The sequence below is a fragment of the Streptomyces sp. 3214.6 genome, from assembly GCF_900129855.1.
Lineage (GTDB): Bacteria > Actinomycetota > Actinomycetes > Streptomycetales > Streptomycetaceae > Streptomyces > Streptomyces soliscabiei.
The window spans coordinates 32,120-49,396 of the sequence record NZ_LT670819.1 but is presented as its reverse complement, the minus strand read 5'-3'; the positions used below and the strand labels follow the sequence as shown (position 1 = coordinate 49,396).

The following is a 17,277-nucleotide window of genomic DNA, read 5'->3' as shown; positions in this document are numbered from 1 at the left end:
TGCGGCAGTGCCGACCGCGGCGGTCTTGGCGAGTCCACCGAGTGGAGGAGTCCCCCTGATGGCGAGCTCTGGTCGGCCCCTTCGCCGGTCAGAGCCCTGCCCCGACGCGGGTACCCGGCGCCTGCACCTCGATCGCCCCCCTGCCTCGACTACACCGTTGACGAAGGAACCATCCTGGCCAGGGTCCGCAGCAAGACCCTTGCCACGGAGTCGTTCTGGCGGAAAGCCGGGGAATTGGTGTGGGGTCTGGCAAAGGCGGCGATGACACGGGCGTTGGTGGGGGCACCGATCGCGATGCGCCGGGGGTGGGGGAGGCGGGTGGCGGGATCGAGGATCCAGCTCTCCTCGGGGGCGACGATGAAGAAACCGGAGCGATGGGTGTGCGTGTCGTCGCTGACGAGCTCTTCTGCGAGCGCGCCCGCGCCGAACAGCCCGCGCAGTAGCGCGTCCTCGCTGCGCTCCAGGGATGGGCGGGGCAGATAGGCCTCGATGAGGGCGGTGCCCCGCACGGCGTGTTCCGGAACGGTGGGGCTGCTGGCAGTGAACATTCCCGTGGCCTCGTCGGTTTCCACGCGCATGCTGGCACCGATGAAGTCGACGATGCCGGCCCGGGACAGCGCCAGGAGTTGGCGCAGCCGGAAACCGGGCGGCCCGGAGGCGAGGAAGCTGAAGAAACCGCGCCACCAGCCGTCCAGGTCGTCGGCGATCGAGCGGGCGGTCAAGCGTCCCGCGGCAACCAGTGCGGGCAGGTGCCCGAACACGGACAGCAGAGCCATGAAGGCCCCGAGATCCGCGCTGCAGGCGGGGTCGTCGCCGCGGGCGACGTCCTGCTCGATGTAGTCACGCAGGTACTCCTGGAAGGACGAAGCGACAGGGAAAACCCGCCCTCTCAGCGGATGGTCGAGGGCTTCGAAGTCCAGCCGGTCCAGCGGATCGGGGACAGCCTTGGCCACGAGCGCGGCCATGTCTGCGGAATACCAACCGAGACTGTCGTAGGCCGCGACGAAATCCTCCCACGCCAGGGCCGAGCGCCCCGGGTGGCCATGGAACAGCTCGTGGTAGTAACCGAATCCGATCTCCTTGGCCATCAACGGCCATACGTCACGGCGCAGGTCGAGCGGAGCGTCCGCGACGAGCAGCGCGTTGATTGCCTCGGGGCCGAAGTGGCGGGGAAGCGGCGGTCGAGGGCCCTGGAGCTGGTAGTTGGTCTTCGAGCGGTACGGAACTCCGCGCCGGGATCCCACGTGGATCACAGGTTCGCGGCCGGATGGACGGTAGGTGAGGCTGCCGTCTGCCAGGGCGCGGTAGCTGCCGCCCCGGCCTTCGGTGAGGAGCACCAGCAAGTCGATGAAGGCGAGCCCGAAACCGCGCATGATCACGTGTTCACCAGGGCTCACGCGCGACAGGTCTGCATCCGCGGAGAAGTCTGGCGGGAGGTGAAAACGGCCGTGGCGCCGCGCGAACTCGGAGAGCTCACGGTGACCGGCGTCGGGGGTGGAACCGAGGTGGCCCTGGGCGAGGACGACGATGTCTGCGGTGAGCGGCTCGACGTGGTCGGCCAGCCACACCTCCTGCGTTCCCTCTGCCGGCCCGGTGACGGCGGTGGCGGTGGCTGCATGCCATGTGATGGTGATGTGGGGCGGGAGGGCGGCCAGCGTTCTGCGGAAGAACCAGTCCAGATAGGCGCCCTGGGCCCTACGAGTGGGGAAGTCAGCCGGGCTCATCCCGCGCAACTCGGCCAGCACCTCGGGGTCGGCAGGCTTGAGATACGGTTCGAAGTGCGGGCCCGAGCCCGAGAACTGCGCAGCCCACTCTGCCAGCGACGGTCCGGGCCGTACCGGACCGTCGACGACCGAGGATACGTCCGTGAACATGGTCACGTCCTCAGCCATGGAATTCATACGCAGCAGTGGTGACTGCTCGTGCCGCCAGATCCGGCCGGGGCCGGGCGGATGCGGGTCGACGAGATGAATGCGAAGTGGTCGGCTGTTCCACAGTTCGGGTGCGTTGGCTCCAATTCGCTCAAGCAGTCCTATGCTGCGCGGTCCTGCGCCGACAATGATCAGGACAACCCCGGGCTCCGCGTCTGCCGCCGTGTTCTGTGCCGTTCTCACTGGGCATCGCCGTTCGAAGAGCAGGCAGTCGCGCTCGGCCGGAATGGCTGCGTGATCGGGTACCTGCACAGCCGCCGTGATGAGGTCGTCGGCCGCTCGCCCACTTGGCCGTGCACCCGGAACCGCTCGGCCGCCGCAGTGATCCAGTTGCCGAGGCACCGCTCAGGCACGACGGGCGGCGGGTCACCAACGGGCGCCGGTTGCTCGGACAGGACGGAAACGAAGCCAAGGGCTGCAACGGGAGCAGCGCCTGACCCCGTGACAGGGGAAGGGGGAAGCATGAGGGAGCTCTCCATGGGGAGGGTGCGCGTTGTGGAACGCGGGGTGGCATGCGATGTGAGAAGCGCAATCGGGCGAGACAGGAACAAGACGCAGGGTGCCGATGGGCCGGCTGGACACGGGCAGCGACGGCGGAGGGGAAACGAGCCTCCGGCTGCGAGCGCGCTGCGACGCCTGTGGGATCCGCGCAGTACAGTCACGTTTCCGTTTCGGGGCCGACGCGGCCCGGGGTTCGGACAAGATAGATGCTGTGGTGCCTGCGCGAGGTGAAGCCGATCGCTTCATAGAGCCGGATCGCCCCTGAGTTGGTGGCGGCGACGTGCAGGAACGGGGTGTCCCCCCGCTCCCGTATACCTGCTGCGATGGCCCTGACCAGGCGGGTTGCCAGCCCGCGACCGCGGTGCTCAGGAGTGGTGCACACCGCGCTGATCTCGGTCCAGCCGGGTGGGCGAAGCCGCTCGCCGGCCATGGCCACCAGCCGGCCACGATCGCGGATTCCGAGGTAGAGGCCGAGTTCGATGGTCCGAGGCAGGAAAGGCCCTGGTTGGGTTCGGGCGATCAGCTCAAGGATCTCCGGTACATCCTCGGGACCGAGCTCAACGGCATCGGGGTCAGGCTCGACACGAAGAGCGGTGTCCACCAGCTGCATCACCTCGGCGACCTGCAGCACCTCCCAGCCCTCGGGCGGGACGGGAGGCCTCGGGACAGCCGCCAGGACACCCGGGCCGAGAAGCTCGGCCAGGTCGGCCCAGGACCGTGGGTCCTGCGGGTCGCTGAGCGCGGTGAAAGGGGAGACGTCGGCCGGATAGCGTACGGCGCGGCCGTGCGTCTCGGCGAACGCGCGGTGCGGACCGTGCAGCGCGGCGCGCACCGCATCGTCCAGCACGTGCGGCAATTTTGCGGGAGGAGTAACGGCGAGCAGTGGGTCGGTGTGAGCGGTCATCGTGCTGCGGACCTCCGTTCGTTGCGGCCGTAGCTGGCCTGAAGGGCCGGAACTCAGGGGCTATGAGGATCCGGATCTGGGTCAGGAGTTGCTGAGCGGCAGCCCGGGCGGGTTGATCTCTGCAGCACTGACGGCTTCGTTGCTCAGGTTCCACGCGGCCAGCCACTTCGCGTACTGGCCGTTCTTGATCAGGTAGTTGATGGCGTCCGCGACGGGCTTGGCGAGCCCGTTGCCCTTCTTCGTCGTTGCGGCGATCAGACCCTGCAATGCCGCCCCTGCGCCGGAGTACTCACCCGCGTTCCGGGTCGGCTTGCTGGTGTTGGCGACCTGGGCGATGTGATAGGCGACACCGGGATTGGGGCCGAATATGGCGTCGATCTTTCCGCTGGCGAGCGCCAACTCGGAGCCGTTGCCGTCGGGGTAGTACTTGATGCTCAGCTTCTCGCCCCGGGCCTTGAGCTGCTCCTGCCACGTGAGCAGGATCTTCTCCTGATTCGTGCCGGAGACGACCGAGACCGTCTTGCCCGCGAGGCGTTCATAGCGCCCGTCGAAGTTCCAGGTGCTGCTCTTGAGTACCTCGAAGGCCAAGTTGTCCTGCCGGTAGGAGGCGAAGTCATACTTGAGCTTGCGCTGCTCGGTGTCGGTGACGTTGGAGAAGGCGACGTCGATGCGGCCGCTGTCGATACCGACGAAGAGGTTCTGCCAGGTCGCGTTGGACAGCACGGGCTTGAGGCCGAACACTGCGGCCACCAGCCTGCCGAGGTCCGGCTCCGAACCTGTCAGAGTCTTCTGGTCGGTGCCGACGAACGCCAGCGGTGGGAAACCTGCCGGCAGGGCGCCGACCCCGATGATGAACTTGCCGCTGTCGACCACCGACTTCGGCAGTTCGTCGCGGATAGAGGCCACTGCGGACGCCTTGAGGGTGCTCTGGCGCGCGGTCCCGTTCGAGAACGCGCCGATCGTGACCGTCCCCGACGGGGAACCGCCGGATGCGGTCTCAGAACTGCTCCCGCCGCATCCGGCGAGACCGGTGGCGAGGATGCTGGCGACGGTGCTGACAGTGAGGCAGCGGACGAATCTGGTACGGAATCTGGAATTGGGCATGGCAGTCCTTAGTCGGTAGCAGAGCGGCCTGTATGGCCGGGATGCGGGAGCTTCGAGGCGGCTGATTCAAAGGCTCCGTGCGGCGCACGTGTGAGGAGTCACCCGGCCGTACCAGGCGGGGAGTCCGCGATTCCGGCCGCCGCCAAGGGCCTACGGGCGTGCATCAGTAGCCGTACACGGCGGCAGCGGGGGTCCACTGGCCCGAGTGCTGGAGGAAGTACCCGCTGTGCGGACAGTGGCCTCAGGAGGCATTCCGACGCGGCCGGCCCAAGGGGGTATGCCCGCACCAGCGGGTTCACTCATAAGAACTCCATGGTGAGACAACCCGCAGACGGGCAGTGCTCCGGAACAAGGGGCGCGGTGGGCAAGGCACGCTGGCAGCCAGGGCAGTTGGCCCGCGCCAAGGCGGAGTCCAGTTACGGCCGAGGCCGTTGGGTGACGGCCAGGCGAAGCGGGCTGATGACGCGCAGGAGGTCGGCACACCAGTCCTGCCCCGGCCGCAGACTGGACCCAAGGGCGCCGCACCTGCCGCGTACGTCGGCCGGAGCGGTGCGCTGTCATCGACATCCCGGCCACGGGGGACCGCACCAGGCACAGTCATGCCCACGGCTCGCGTTGGCCCTGGTCCTCGCCCGGGAGACGTCGAACCGACCCGCACTGCCCTGGTGCTGCTGTTCGCCGCATCTCTTACGGGCGAGAGAAGGATCTTTGCGAGGGTGCGGCGAAGCGGCTGCTGCTGGGGAGCCAGGGGTGAGTCAGGACCGGGGGCAAGGACAGGCGGCCGAGGAGATGCGGCAGAAGTCGACATGCCGGCGGGTGATCAGGCGCACGTCTGCGCCGAGGCTGCACAGCGTCGCATCCAGCGCGCCCACCGAGAATCACCACCTGTCCGAAAGGGCCTAATCATATTAGGTCCTTTCCCATCAGGGATTGTCAAGGGCCGCCAGGCACCGGAACGGCAGAACGGGCTGCTCGTCCCTTCGCCCGTGCACCGCTCCTGGCCGGGCAGGATGCGGCTCCAACTCCCAGAGGGCAGGGTGTGGGCTGTGAGTGCCACGGCTGGGCGACGCTGGGCCTTTGCCGGCTGCGGCCGTCGCGTTGCGGGGCCTCGTACCGGAATGCGGCGCCCGCCCAGCCGCGGGTGTGAAAGAAGGGGCGGCTGAATGTGAGTGGCCGGCGGGCAGGGCCCCGTAGTCGCGGGCGAGGCGTCGGCGCCTATGATCCATCCGAAGGCTTCACGCCTTGACCAGTACCACCTGCACCGCTGTGCTCGATGTCGGCAGGGAGACCGCCGAGCCCCTGGCCCAGCTCCTGCGCGAGCACCGCGACCGGCTCGGCACCCGCAAGAACACCCACGCCCTGGGCGTCTTCAAGCAGGGGATCCTCGTCCTGCGGTGGTTCGACGACGGGACCCGGCTGGCCCAACTCGCCCGGCACAACCAGAGCTCGGTGCCCACCGCCTACCGCTATCTGTACGAGGGGCTGACCGTGCTCGCCGACCACGCCCCGGACCTGTCCACCGCGCTGGAGCGGGCGGCTGCCACCGGGTACACCCACCTCAACCTGGACGGCACCGTCATCCGCACCGACCGCGTCGCTGTCCCCCATGGGGCCGACCTGTGGTGGTCCGGGAAACACAAGCACCATGGCGGGAACGTGCAGGTGTACGCCGACAGCAGGTCATCTCCGCCCCAGACGGCTGGCCGGTCGGGGTTTCCCGGTCCGTCCCGGCCTCGAACACGACACCACCTGCGCCCGCACCCACGGCCTGATCACCGCACTGAACCGACTCGCCGCCACCCTCGTTATCCCGACCCTGACCGACCTCGGTTACGAGAACGCCGGCGAGGGCTTCCGCCACCCGGTCAAGAAACCCAGGGCCGCGAACTCGGCCTCGAACAACAGGCGTTCAACAAGGTGATCCGTGGCATCCACAGTGTCGCCGAGCGTGCGCATGCCCTGCTCAAAGTCACGCTCATGGCTCTCCGCCGGGTCAGCCTCGGCTCTGGCAGCATCACCCGGATCGCCCGAGCCGTCCTCGTCCTGCTCCAGATGGAACACGGCAGCACCACCTGAACGAAGATCACAAACCGTCACGAGGTGTTACCGAGAAGGCTTCAATGTCAGAAAGGCTGTGGCTTCGACATGCCAGGCCTCATGCACGGGGTCCTCCTGCCACATACAGCACTTGGCCGGTGACGAATCCGGCCCCCTCGCTGGCGAAGAACGAAGCGGCGTGGGCGATGTCCTCGGGGGTTCCTGCCCTGCCGACCGGAATGGAGGGGAGATTACGGGCGGTGAGTTCCTCGACGGTGATGCCCAGCCGGCCCGCTGTCTGGCCTGCCATGTCGGTCACGATGTATCCAGGTGCGATGGCGTTGGCCGTGATGCCGAACCGGCCGAGCTCTATGGCGAGCGTCTTGACGAATCCCTGCAACCCGGCCTTGGCGGTCGCGTAGTTGGCCTGCCCTCGCTTGCCGAGAGCCGACGTTGACGACAGCACGACGATGCGGCCGTGACCGATGTCCCGCATGTATGAGTGGGCGGCCTTGGCAGTGAGGAACGCACCCTTCAGGTGAACGTTCATCACGGTGTCCCAGTCGGCCTCGTCCATGCGGAAGAGGAGGTTGTCCCTGATCACGCCAGCATTGCTGACCAGGACGGTCGGGGGCCCGAGCCGTTCGGCGACCGCGGCCACCGCGGACTGCACGGAATCCGCCTGCGACACGTCTACGGTGAGCGCGATCGCTTTGTCGCCGCGGTCCCGTATGGCCTGCGCCGTGCGCTCGGCGCTGCGCTCGTCGAGGTCGAAGATGGCGACGGCATCTCCGTCGGCGGCCAGGCGGGCGGCGATGGCGGCGCCGATGCCGCGTGCCCCGCCCGTGACGATGGCGACTCGTTGACTCATTCGTGCATTCCTCTCGAGTGTGACTCGTCCGTCCGGGAGGTTGTGCCGTTGCGTGGCAGCAGGAGCGGCAGGACCGGGCCAGTACCTCGTGACCGTCGAGCGTGATCTGGCCGCTCCTGGGCCTGCGGTCGTGACAACGCAGGACGCGACGCGGATGGTCTGGCTGCGGGTGCAGAGACTGGTGCGGCAGGAGAGCGGCCTTCGGCGTTCCTGCCACGTCACTTCGGACGCGGTCGGAATCAGGGGCGTTCAGGCATGCGGAAGACCTGCAGCATGTGTGTGGTGCCTCTCGCTGATGCCTTCAGACTTGCAGACTCAATAGTTTCGAATCCAATACCTATTCAGGAGATATTGATCCGTTTCAGGCATCAATGTGGGTGGGGAGGCGGGCCGATGCCAGCCGCGTCCTACCCGCGGCGGAGTCTGTCGAGAGGTTCTGCAGTGGCGTTTGGGCCCCTGTCGGCAGCGGAGATGTCGGCAGGATGACCCGGATGCTTGACGAGCAGCGGTGCCGATAACTATGGTCACTCGACCAGTTACTATCGAGAAAGTAGTTATATGTCGCGTCGGGCACATGAAGGTCTCCGGCGTGCGGATCGCTGCTCGCGTGCCACTTCACAAACCCCACATGGCGCTGCCCCGCGGCATCCGGCTCCAGGACGCCGCAGCGGAAGGAAAACCCCCATGAGCCTCTCTGCCTTCGATATGAGGGACAAGACTGTGCTGATCACCGGCTCTACCCAGGGGATGGGCCTGGCCATCGCACGTGGCTTCCACGCCGTCGGTGCTCGTACCGTGATCTCCAGCAATCTGCAGACCGACGTCGACAGGGCCGTTGCAGAACTCAAGGCCGACGGTGTCGATGTCGAGGGAATCGTGTGCGACCTGTGGGATGCCGAGAGCATCGCCACCCTCGCCGAGCGCGCCGAGTCGCAATTCGGGCCCGTTGACACACTCATCGCCCACGGCGGAGGGTTCATGACCGGCGGACCGCTCACGGAGGTTTCGCGCGCGGACTTCGAGAAGATCCTCCTGACCGGCCCGATGAACACACTCGACCTCGTCCGCGGATTCCTTCCGCGGATGGCCGAGAACGGGGGCGGCAGCATCGTCGTCACATCGAGCGTGGCGGCCTTCCAGGCCAATCCCTTCCTGGGCGCCTACGGCGCGGCGAAGGCCACGCTCAACTCGCTGGTCCGGAGCATCGCCACCGAGTGGGGCCCCATGAACATCCGTGCTAACGCGATCGCGCCAGGCATTGTCCGCACCGCCTTCTCCCAGCCCATCTGGGGAAGCCGTGACGGTGAGCAAGCTCTGGCGTCGAAGATCCCGCTCGGCAGGATCGCCGAACCGGAGGAGATCGTCGGCGCGATGCTGCTGCTCGGCTCGCCGGCAGGCTCCTACATCACCGGAACCACCCTGGTCATCGACGGCGGACGGAGCATCTCCTGATGCGACGGTCTCCAATCACCGAAACCCACACGTGGGTCTGTCGTGACGCAGGTCGGGGAGGAGATGGTGCAGTTGGGCTTCTTCGTGTACGGCGAGACCGTACTGGTTCATGGCGGCAGCTAGTTGAGGATCCCAGGGGGTGAGGGTGGCCGGCCCGGCAAGAGGGAGGAGCCGTTCGGCGGGCAGTTCGGCCAGTGCGTTGAGGTAGTCGGCAGCGTGCATCTGCCAGGGGCGTGCTCCGGCCCGCATCACGCGGTCGGCGATGGCGATGCCGGGCCAGTCGAAGTCGCCGTGATAGGCGACGTCCGCTCCGCCGCTGGTGAGCCGTTGCAGTAGTTCCCATCCGGCTGCGGACGGGTTGCCGCTGCCGCAGATCAGGATGCCGGGCAGGTCATACCGGGCGGCGGCCTGAAGCACTTGCGGGTTCTCGCAGAAATACACGGTTGTTCCCGGCACTGTCAGAGCGACATCGGGGACAGCGCGCAGCTCCTGAAGGGTCAGGTGTGTCACCAGCGACAGATCGCTGCGGGTGCGCATCATCATCGCCCAGGGATGGGTTCCGGGCGGCTCCAGCTTCCACACCATGACGGTTCCCGACAGGGTGTCTGTGCTGACGCCGACCCGTTCCCACAGCAGCCGGCGGCTTGCGGCCGAGTCGGGCGACGGCAGTGTGCAGGCTGCCGCAATGGCCTTGAGGACCAGGATGCCGGTGAGACGGTCCTCGTCGAGTCCGTGGGCGTCGCCGGTCGTATGTGCGGCGAGCTCGCTCAGCTCCCACTGCCTCACATCCTCTGCTCCGGTGCCGGGCGGGTCGTGAAGGGGGGTGTTCGTGAGTGTGGCGATGGTGCGCACGGTGCCGCTGAGGGCAGCAGTGGCAGCTTCGATGCCGGCGCGGGTGAGGATGCCGGTGCTCCTCAACTCCCCGAGCCATTCGGCGATCCAGCCCGCGTGGGCCAGGCCTGCACGGGTGAGGTCGCCATCCAGCTGCTGCCAGAGCGCGGTCCACGCTGTCTGCTGTGCCTCTTTGGCCGACATCCGGTCCTGCAGGGGTCGGCCGGTCAGCTCCGCCACGACGCTGACAAGGCCGCACTGGGCGGCTGATGCCCTCAAGGCCGCGTCCAGAGCGCCCAGTTGGATGCGGCGCAGGCCGGGCTCGAGCCGGGTGCCGAGCAGTCCTCCCAGCCGCTTGGCGCCTTCGGTGTCGAGCTGGGCCTGCACGGTTCCGGTGGGGGACAGGCGGTTGCGCTCCAGCCGTCTGTGGGCGGCCTCCCACAGCGAGGTGAGGCTGGGGTCGTCGAGGTAGCTGCGGACGGGGGCGGGCAGCTGGGGGAGGGAATGAGGGTTCATGATGCGGCGCGCAGGTGGCGGTTGCGGCCGTCCCAGTGGACGTGGGTAGTCACGGCCGCGGTGCCTTCGGCGCGGCGCACTTCGTAGGTGTCCAGGGCGGGAACCTCGGCGAAGAATCCCCACAGGGCGTGGCCGGTCATGACGAAGTCGAGGTCCAGGCGGACCAGAAGCGCCATCAGTTCGCCGATGGTCCGGTGGTCGACTTTGGCGAAGGCGTCGTCCAGGAGAATCAGCCGCAGGGCCCGGCCGGTGTCGGGCAGGCTGCTGAGGTAGGCGTCGGCGGCGGCGAACAGGGTCACGTAGGACACGAAGCGGGTCTCGCCCTGCGAGAGCTTGGCCCGGCGGCTGATCTTGCGTTCCTGGCCCGGTTCGGGACCGGTGATGAAGGCGTCCACGACATGCCAGGCCCGGTAGTCGAGAGCCGTGTGCAGGTGGGTGGCGTATCCGGCCTGGGGGTCATCGCTGTAGGCGGCGTCCACGAGTGCCTTGAGCCGGCTGATGAGTTCCTCGGATTCCGCTTCGCGCAGCACATGGACGTCGCGTTTCATCAGCTCTTTGATCCGCGTGATGTGCTCGTTGGCCGAATCGGCCAGGCGCCAGCGGATCTTGACGCCGATGCCGTGGCTGGTGGTGATGGGCTGCAGCGAGGTGTTCATCGCCTTGACCAGGCCTTCGGCCTCGAGGATGCGGTTGCGGAGTTCTTCGGCCATCCCGCCCAGGACGAAGTGGTGAAAGGCCGTGCGCTCACGCTGGGTCAGCGCGCTGCGTCCGCGGTCGCGTCGTTCCCGCAGTTCGGCTGCGGCATCGGCGATGTGGCGCCGTCCGCTGGCATCCGTCAGTTCCACGACATGCAGGTCGTCCTCGATCGTGACGGTCACGTCGTAGGCGCCCGCGGTGTTGCGTTCCAGTACCGACTGGGCGCGTACCAGCGCGGTGGCATCGGCGGTGCTCTCCGGCCGCTGTACCGCTGCCCGGACCTCGCGCACCGCAGCCAGGACGTCGTCCGCACCGGCGCTCGCCGACAGCAGTTCCGCAGGAGCAACCGTGCCCGGGACCAGGGCCACGGCCAGAGCCGGATGGCCCAGGCGCCGGTGCAGCGCCTGGGCCTGCTGGACGAGAGCCGCCCGTGCCTCTTGTGCTTTCTCCCGGGCGCCCTGCGCCTTCTCCTTGGCCGCGGCCACCTGGCCGGTCAGGTCGAGTACCTGGCTGTTGGTGCGCTGCAGGATCGCCTTGGTCTGCTTCAGCTCCCGTTCGGCTGCGTCGAGACGGTCGTGCACCTCCTGCGGGCTGGATCCGAGGCTCTCGCGCAATGCGGCCAGCGCAGAGGCCTCCCGCGACCAGTCCAGGCCTGCCGACTCGGCGTGTCCCTCTGCCTCACTGCGCCGGTCGCGGACGGTGCGCAGGCGTGCCAGCAGAAGCTGCCGGCGGGCGAGATGCTTCTTGACCGCTTCGCCGGCGCGGTCCACATCCCGGCACATGGCCTGCGACTGCTCCGCACAGGCCTGCATGGTCCGCAGACCCTCTGCGTCGTCGGGCATTCCCAGGGCCGCACAGACTTCGCGGTGGCTGTGCTGGCGGGTCGTCCAGGCCCGCTGCATCCGCTGGGCCTCCTCCGCGAGCGCGCCTGCTTGCCTGCGGGCGGCGACGGCGTCCGTACGGGCTGAGGCGGCCTGCAGGCGCAGCGTCGCGAGCTGCACGGAGCGCGGAGCCTCCACCAGGTGGCTCTCCAGGTCCCGCAGCCTGGCCTCTAGGGCGTCCTGCTGCTCGCTGCGCTCCTGTGCCGCCTGCTGTAACTGTTCGAGCAGGACGTCGATCTCGGCGAGACGGGCCGCGCGGGCGGCCGCCCGCGCCCTGGCGCCGATGTAGCGGGCGCTTGCGGGCAGGTGACGTCCCCTCAGAGGACCGTTGCCCCACGAGCCGTCGGGCGCCACCCAGGTGGGGTGCCCCGGACTCAGGGCGATCTGATCCAGGACTGCGTTGACGCGTGCCACCTCCCTGCTGTCGCTCCCGGCCGGGACCAGCAGCGTGCGCAGTGAGCGCAGCGCCGGGGGACCGCTGGCTGTCACCAACAGCTGGCCGCTTTCGGCGACCACGTCGCCGTCTTGCGTGAGGACGCCGTACAGCAGCCCCGAGGCCAGCAGGGCGCCCTCCACGCCGGCCCGCACCCCCGCGTCGACCTCGGAACGGAACTCCAGCAGCTGCCACAGCGCCGGTGCACCGGCAGGCGGGCTGTCCAGCCAGTCCGGCACTGCCGGCGGCACATCGCGCTCCCGTCGCAGTTCCCCGGCTTCGGCCAGCAACTGCTCGCGCCGGGCGTTGTCCTGCTGTGTCTGTGCGGCCAATGCGGCCGTCTGCTGTGCGTGCAGGGCCCGGGCAGGCGCGGCCACCTGATGGGCAAGGGCATCCAGGCGGGCCAGTTCACGGTCGGCGTCCGGGCTGGCCGGCACGTCACCGGCCAGGGCTTCGATGTCGTCCAGGAGGGCGGCGACGGCCGTGCTGTGCCAGTCGACGTCGCCCAGCAGACGCTGCGAGCGCGAGGATGCGGTCCAGGTCCGCCAGGCCACGGCCAGCTTCGCTGCCGCTTCATCGCGGTTGGTTTCTGCTTGCTGCGCTTTGTCTTCAGCCGCGGCGGCGTCTTCGGCGGCGTCTTCGGCCCGGTCCTGTGCGCGCCGTACTTTCTCGAGAGCGGAGACCAGTTCCCGGGCCTCGCCGGCGCGTGCGGCTGTCTGCTGGGCCCGGGTGGCCGCAGCCGAGCGCAGCGCGGGGATCGCCGCGAGCAGGGCGTCGATGGTCGCGGTGATGTCGTCCGGGGCGGGCATGAGAGGCAGTGCCGCCGGGCGGCTGACGGGCTCCGGGTCGGCATCCGCTGTGGTGCGCACCGGCTCCACCACGAGATCAGGCTCCCGCACCTCGAAGTGCGGGGCAGCGGGCAGCGGGGTGTTGAGACCTGCCCCCACCAGGAGTTCACCGGCCTGCTGGACGATCTGGGCCGCCTCGTCTGCCGCGCTCTTGGCGTCCTGGGCCGCTTCGTTGCACGCGTCGGCGGTGCGCTGTTCCTCCTCACGGGCCCCCTCGGTGGTGGCCATGGCGTTGCGGGCGGCCGCTTCCAGAGCCTGCAGGGTGCCGAGGCGTTCGCTGAGCTCCCGGGCAGCCCTGTACTCGCTCGACTGCCGGATTCCGGCGACGGTTGCTTCCAACTCGTCGCGATAGCCGTCCAGTTCGCGGACCTCGGCTACCGCGTCAGCATGGTCGCGGACGAGCTGGAGGTGTGTCTCCTCCCGCTGTGCGGCCCTCGCGTCGGTGTCCCGGGCCAGGACGGCCGCAGCCTGAGTGCGGTCACTGGCGGCGATACAGACGCCCGTGGCGTAACGGGTGTAGACCCTGAGGAAGTCGGCGACGTGACCGTAGGCGGTTTCCAGCCGGGCCAGCGCGGCCCGGGTCTCTTCCAGCCCGTCGAGTTCCTCACCCGCTGTGGCGATGGCCTTGTCGGACAGCGGGGGCAGGGCGTCGGAAAGGATCTGAGGCAGGCGGCCTTCGTCGATGCGATTGCCCACGTCGGGCGAGCGCAGCGTGTGCAGCAACTGCAGCAGCCCCGTATACCGCTCGCGTCCCTGGTCGCCGTGGAGCCCGAAGACGGCCGTGCGTACCCGGTCGCGGTGAACATCGGGAGACGAGGTCAGACGGTCCGCTCCGATGACGGCGGCCAGACCTTCCTTCGACAGCGGGACCCGGCTGGTGTCGAGAAGGACCAGGTCCTCATCGACCCGCAGGGGGGTGAGGAAGTACCAGGCCTTCGCCTCCGCGGCACTGTGCGAGAAGCGGATCAGGGCGCCCGCGGTCACGAACTCTGTGCGCTGCTCACCGCCGGCGTCCTCCACGGCACGGGTGAGCTCCAGCCACACATACCCGAGCCGGTTGGCCTGGCCGTCGCCGCCCGCCCGCATCAAATCCTCCAGCCGGACCTTGCCGGACCCGGTGGCATCCATGCGGCGCCGGTCGGCGTCCAGGACGAACGGCAGTAGCATCTCCAGGGCCCGGGACTTGCCGGACCCGTTCGATCCCCGCAGCACCAGGCGGCCGCCCGAGAGATCGAAGCGCTGGTCGAAGTAGAACCAGACGTTGACGATTCCCGCCCGGTTCAGCCGCCACCGGTAGGGATGGGCCGCGCTGGCGGGCGCTCGGCCGTCCGCGGGGCTGTCGGGTGTGCGCGGGCCGGGGAAGACAAGGGCACTCACAATGCCTCCCTGAGGAAGGACTCGGTGAACAGCACGTCGGAAGGCGGCGCCCCGACGCTGTCGGGCGGTGTATCGGCCAGCCGCCGTGCGGCGCGCGTCGGCTGGGCTTGCGGTTCGGGCCGGTAGCGGGCCGCTGCCGGATGCAGCACCAGTCCTTCGGGCAGGCTGCGGGCCAGCGACATGGATTCCAGCAGGGCCACGACCTCCTTCTGTAGACGGGCCGGATCGGCAATGTAGGCACCGGCCCAGGCCCTGGCGTAGCGCGAGGCCAGGCCATCCAGTTCACCGCGGACCGTGTCCCACGGCGTCAGCAGGCCCGGAACATCTGCCGCAGTCCCCGGGACGTGGTGACCCGCCGTCGGCCGGGCCAGATCGGTCAGCGCATCGGTCAGCAGCAGCGCTGCCTGGCGCACGGTACCCGGACCCGGATAAGCCACATCGCTGAGGGTTCCTTCGGTGTCATAGGCCAAAGCCCCCTCCGCTCTGACCTCGAGCGCCAGCCCGAAGTGCTCCTCCAGAAGGCGCGTCAGCTCCGAGCGCTCCCGGGAGAGGACATCACGCTCGTCCTCCGGGAGCTCTTCCCGCTTCACCAGCGGGTTCTCCACCAGACGGCGCCGCAGACTGCGCCGGGGCTCCGACGCCCCGCTCGGCAGCTGATCCGCCAGGTCGGCCAGGGAGGCCACATTGCGCAACGGGCGGGGCAGCACGTGCGGCAGCAGGGGGCGGTGGATCTGCAGCACCCCCTCCTCGCGCCGTTCACTCCAGGCGGACAGCGATCCGTCGGTCTCGGTCAGCACACCCCAGTCGATGAGAAGCCCGACGGCCTGGACCAGGCGGCGGTTTTCCGAGGGCGTGTCGCGCAAGTCGACATCGGCCGAGGCGGCATCGGCCCGTACCTGTTCGACCAGCGAGGAGATCAGCAGCCACTCCCCGATACCGGGTGTGAGCAATGCGGCACAGGCCAGCGAGAACAGTGCATAGGTCTGCGGGGTGAAGGGCGGGCTGTCTCCCCGCTGGACGGGCCGCAGCGGACTGTCCGGGCTCGGAGGCGTCTTCACCAGCCGGGCAAAGGAGGTCTCGACGATGAGGTGATATCCCAGGAGCTTGGCGAAGGAGGAGCGCAGCGCGGCGGAATGCCTGCGGACCACGGCCAGTTCGTCCGGCTGCTGGTGTGATGTCAGCACGGGACAGGCCAGCAGGGTGCGGGCGGCCAGACGCCGCTCCGCGGCCTCGTGCTGAGCGGTGGAGCCGGGCGGCCTGTTGTCCACGCTCACCGGACGCCTCCTGCCGCCGAGGGCGGCTGCCGGTCCTCGTCCGTGCCGGCGGCGAGTTCGTCTGCCGCGCTTTCGGCCGGTGGGTCACCAGGGCGGGCCTCGCCGGCGGCGCAGGCTTTGAGAACCAGACGCAAGAAGGTCGTGTCGCCGTCGTCCGATCTGATCACGGTGTCGGTGTCCGACTCCGCGACGTCCACGGCGACGTGGAGATCGATGTCCTCCACACGCACGGCTTGTGACGGGCTGAGTTCCTTGGCCAGTGCCATGGACACCAGTTCCAGCAGCAGGTCACGGGCCGCGGGAGTGAGGTGCGCTCCGTCCAGCGCACCGGCAGCGGCGAGTTCGGCCCCGGCCGTTTGGCGGGCCGCGAGTTCCTGCGCGGCTTCTTCCTGCAGACGGGCGATGTCCATGCCGGGGTCGGGCACCCGCGCGGTGCGGCCGCGCGCCGTGCGGTCGCCGCGCTCCCGCAAGGAGACCGGGACATCCACCGGGCCGGCGTCCCACCACGACGTCGAAGCGGTGTCGCGGGGGTCGGCCTCCTCGGGACCGAAGCTCACATGGCGCGCGGGATAGGCGCCGAAGGCGGCTGCGAAGCCGCGGTGGGCTTCTTCGACACTGGCCTGTGCGAACAGGCCGGCCAGGTGCATCAGGTCGCTGCGCCTGGCTCCTCCGGTGCCGCCGGGGGTGAGCATGCGCCGCGCGTTGGTGAGCAGCTGTCCCAGAGCGGACTCGGCCGCGGCCCGCAGCTGCGCCGGGCCGGACATGCCGCCCTCGCCGCCGCTGTACCAGGCCAGCAGCTCCGCCCAGTCGTTGTACTGCCGTCCCGGCAGCCGCTCGACCGGGGCGCCGTCCGCGGAGGCCAGGCCCGGCAGGCTGTCCAGGGCGCTCAGGACGTGGTCCAGGACCGGCTGGAGGTCTTCCAGGCATTTCAGGACCGCGGGGGAGTGCCGGGAGACGTCGGTGTCGATGAGGTGGACGTATTCCAGCAGCAGGCCCTTGAACGACGCGTACTCCTCACCGGCCAGGTCGTAGCGCACCAGCACGGACGACAGGTAGGCGTAGAAGTCGCGGATGCTGTCGGCGAAGTACGCCTGGTTGGTGAAGACGGTCGTGACATCGGCCGCCAGAGCCTCGGCGTCGATGGTGCGGGGATGCTGTGCCCGGCTGAGGATCTTCGACAGCAACACGGCCATGCTGCCGAGCAGTTCGCGTGCCACCTCCCGCGCGCCGTCGCGCATCTGCAGGACCTTGGTGACCTGCCGGTGGACCGTGCCGCCGAGCCGGGTGACCTGGAAACGGGCCCGGGTGTGGCGCAGCGCGGCGACCGTGGGGACACGGGGATCGCGCGCGGACGGCATGAGGTTCTTCCAGCGGACCAGGCTGGCGCAGCGGGCCTCCGCATCCTCCGGGGACAGGGCGATACCGCGTTTCGCCAGGGCCTCACTGACCTCCGCGGCGGACAGGTCGGCCAGCAGCGTCTGCGTGAACTGGTCCATGACGGCGAGGTATTCAGCCGCGTTGTCGGCCGTCACATACCGGAAGAGATCGCGCCGCTCGTCTAACTCGTCTTCGGAGCCGTCTTCGCCCCCGAAGTAGCCTTCCTCCACTCCCGTCCCCCTCT

General features: G+C 68.9%; 9 protein-coding genes and 1 pseudogene. 2 read left to right on the top strand and 8 right to left on the bottom strand.

Annotated features, from left to right (window positions below):
* Window positions 1-149 precede the first annotated feature (149 nt).
* The 3 genes from B5557_RS00175 to B5557_RS00165 form a co-directional block, all read right to left on the bottom strand.
* Window positions 150-2,114 carry an FAD/NAD(P)-binding protein gene (locus B5557_RS00175; protein ID WP_231976518.1) on the bottom strand — a complete coding sequence of 655 codons (1,965 nt, stop codon included), beginning with the start codon at window positions 2,112-2,114 and terminating at the stop codon, window positions 150-152.
* Window positions 2,115-2,589: 475 nt separating this feature from the next.
* Entirely contained in the window at window positions 2,590-3,336 is a 747-nt protein-coding gene (locus B5557_RS00170) for a GNAT family N-acetyltransferase (protein WP_079657194.1), read from the bottom strand.
* 81 nt (window positions 3,337-3,417) lie between these two features.
* Complete coding sequence (locus B5557_RS00165; protein WP_079657193.1) at window positions 3,418-4,440, bottom strand: transporter substrate-binding domain-containing protein; 1,023 nt, start codon at window positions 4,438-4,440, stop codon at window positions 3,418-3,420.
* Window positions 4,441-5,664: 1,224 nt separating this feature from the next.
* On the opposite strand from B5557_RS00165, the pseudogene B5557_RS00160 reads away from it, so the two are divergent.
* Window positions 5,665-6,516: pseudogene (locus B5557_RS00160) on the top strand (transposase family protein).
* Between the two features lie 79 nt (window positions 6,517-6,595).
* On the opposite strand, the gene B5557_RS00155 reads toward B5557_RS00160, so the two are convergent.
* On the bottom strand, window positions 6,596-7,348 hold the full coding sequence (locus B5557_RS00155; protein ID WP_079657192.1) for an SDR family oxidoreductase: 753 nt from the start codon (window positions 7,346-7,348) through the stop codon (window positions 6,596-6,598).
* Between the two features lie 684 nt (window positions 7,349-8,032).
* Between B5557_RS00155 and B5557_RS00150 the strand changes: the two genes are divergently transcribed.
* On the top strand, window positions 8,033-8,800 hold the full coding sequence (locus B5557_RS00150) for an SDR family NAD(P)-dependent oxidoreductase (RefSeq protein WP_079657191.1): 768 nt from the start codon (window positions 8,033-8,035) through the stop codon (window positions 8,798-8,800).
* Between the two features lie 15 nt (window positions 8,801-8,815).
* On the opposite strand, the gene B5557_RS00145 is transcribed toward B5557_RS00150, so the two are convergent.
* Genes B5557_RS00145 through B5557_RS00130 form a run of 4 tightly spaced genes read right to left on the bottom strand, consistent with a single transcriptional unit; the run spans window position 8,816 to window position 17,263 of the window.
* The gene (locus tag B5557_RS00145; RefSeq protein ID WP_079657190.1) at window positions 8,816-10,147 is read right to left on the bottom strand and encodes a TIGR02679 family protein; all 1,332 of its coding nucleotides are present in this window, start codon (window positions 10,145-10,147) and stop codon (window positions 8,816-8,818) included.
* Window positions 10,144-14,382 (bottom strand): TIGR02680 family protein, encoded by a 4,239-nt coding sequence (locus tag B5557_RS00140; RefSeq protein ID WP_159424283.1) that lies wholly within the window; start codon window positions 14,380-14,382, stop codon window positions 10,144-10,146. The genes B5557_RS00145 and B5557_RS00140 overlap by 4 nt, the downstream gene beginning before the upstream one ends.
* Complete coding sequence (locus B5557_RS00135; RefSeq protein ID WP_197697272.1) at window positions 14,379-15,656, bottom strand: TIGR02678 family protein; 1,278 nt, start codon at window positions 15,654-15,656, stop codon at window positions 14,379-14,381. The genes B5557_RS00140 and B5557_RS00135 overlap by 4 nt, the downstream gene beginning before the upstream one ends.
* Complete coding sequence (locus B5557_RS00130; RefSeq protein WP_079657188.1) at window positions 15,653-17,263, bottom strand: TIGR02677 family protein; 1,611 nt, start codon at window positions 17,261-17,263, stop codon at window positions 15,653-15,655. The genes B5557_RS00135 and B5557_RS00130 overlap by 4 nt, the downstream gene beginning before the upstream one ends.
* Window positions 17,264-17,277: the final 14 nt, after the last annotated feature.

Excerpts from the sequence above, each read along its gene's own strand:
- B5557_RS00170 (WP_079657194.1), bottom strand. The coding sequence starts at position 3,336 with ATGACCGCTCACACCGACCCACTGCTCGCCGTTACTCCTCCCGCAAAA.
- B5557_RS00165 (WP_079657193.1), bottom strand. The coding sequence starts at position 4,440 with ATGCCCAATTCCAGATTCCGTACCAGATTCGTCCGCTGCCTCACTGTC.
- B5557_RS00155 (WP_079657192.1), bottom strand. The coding sequence starts at position 7,348 with ATGAGTCAACGAGTCGCCATCGTCACGGGCGGGGCACGCGGCATCGGC.
- B5557_RS00150 (WP_079657191.1), top strand. The coding sequence starts at position 8,033 with ATGAGCCTCTCTGCCTTCGATATGAGGGACAAGACTGTGCTGATCACC.
- B5557_RS00145 (WP_079657190.1), bottom strand. The coding sequence starts at position 10,147 with ATGAACCCTCATTCCCTCCCCCAGCTGCCCGCCCCCGTCCGCAGCTAC.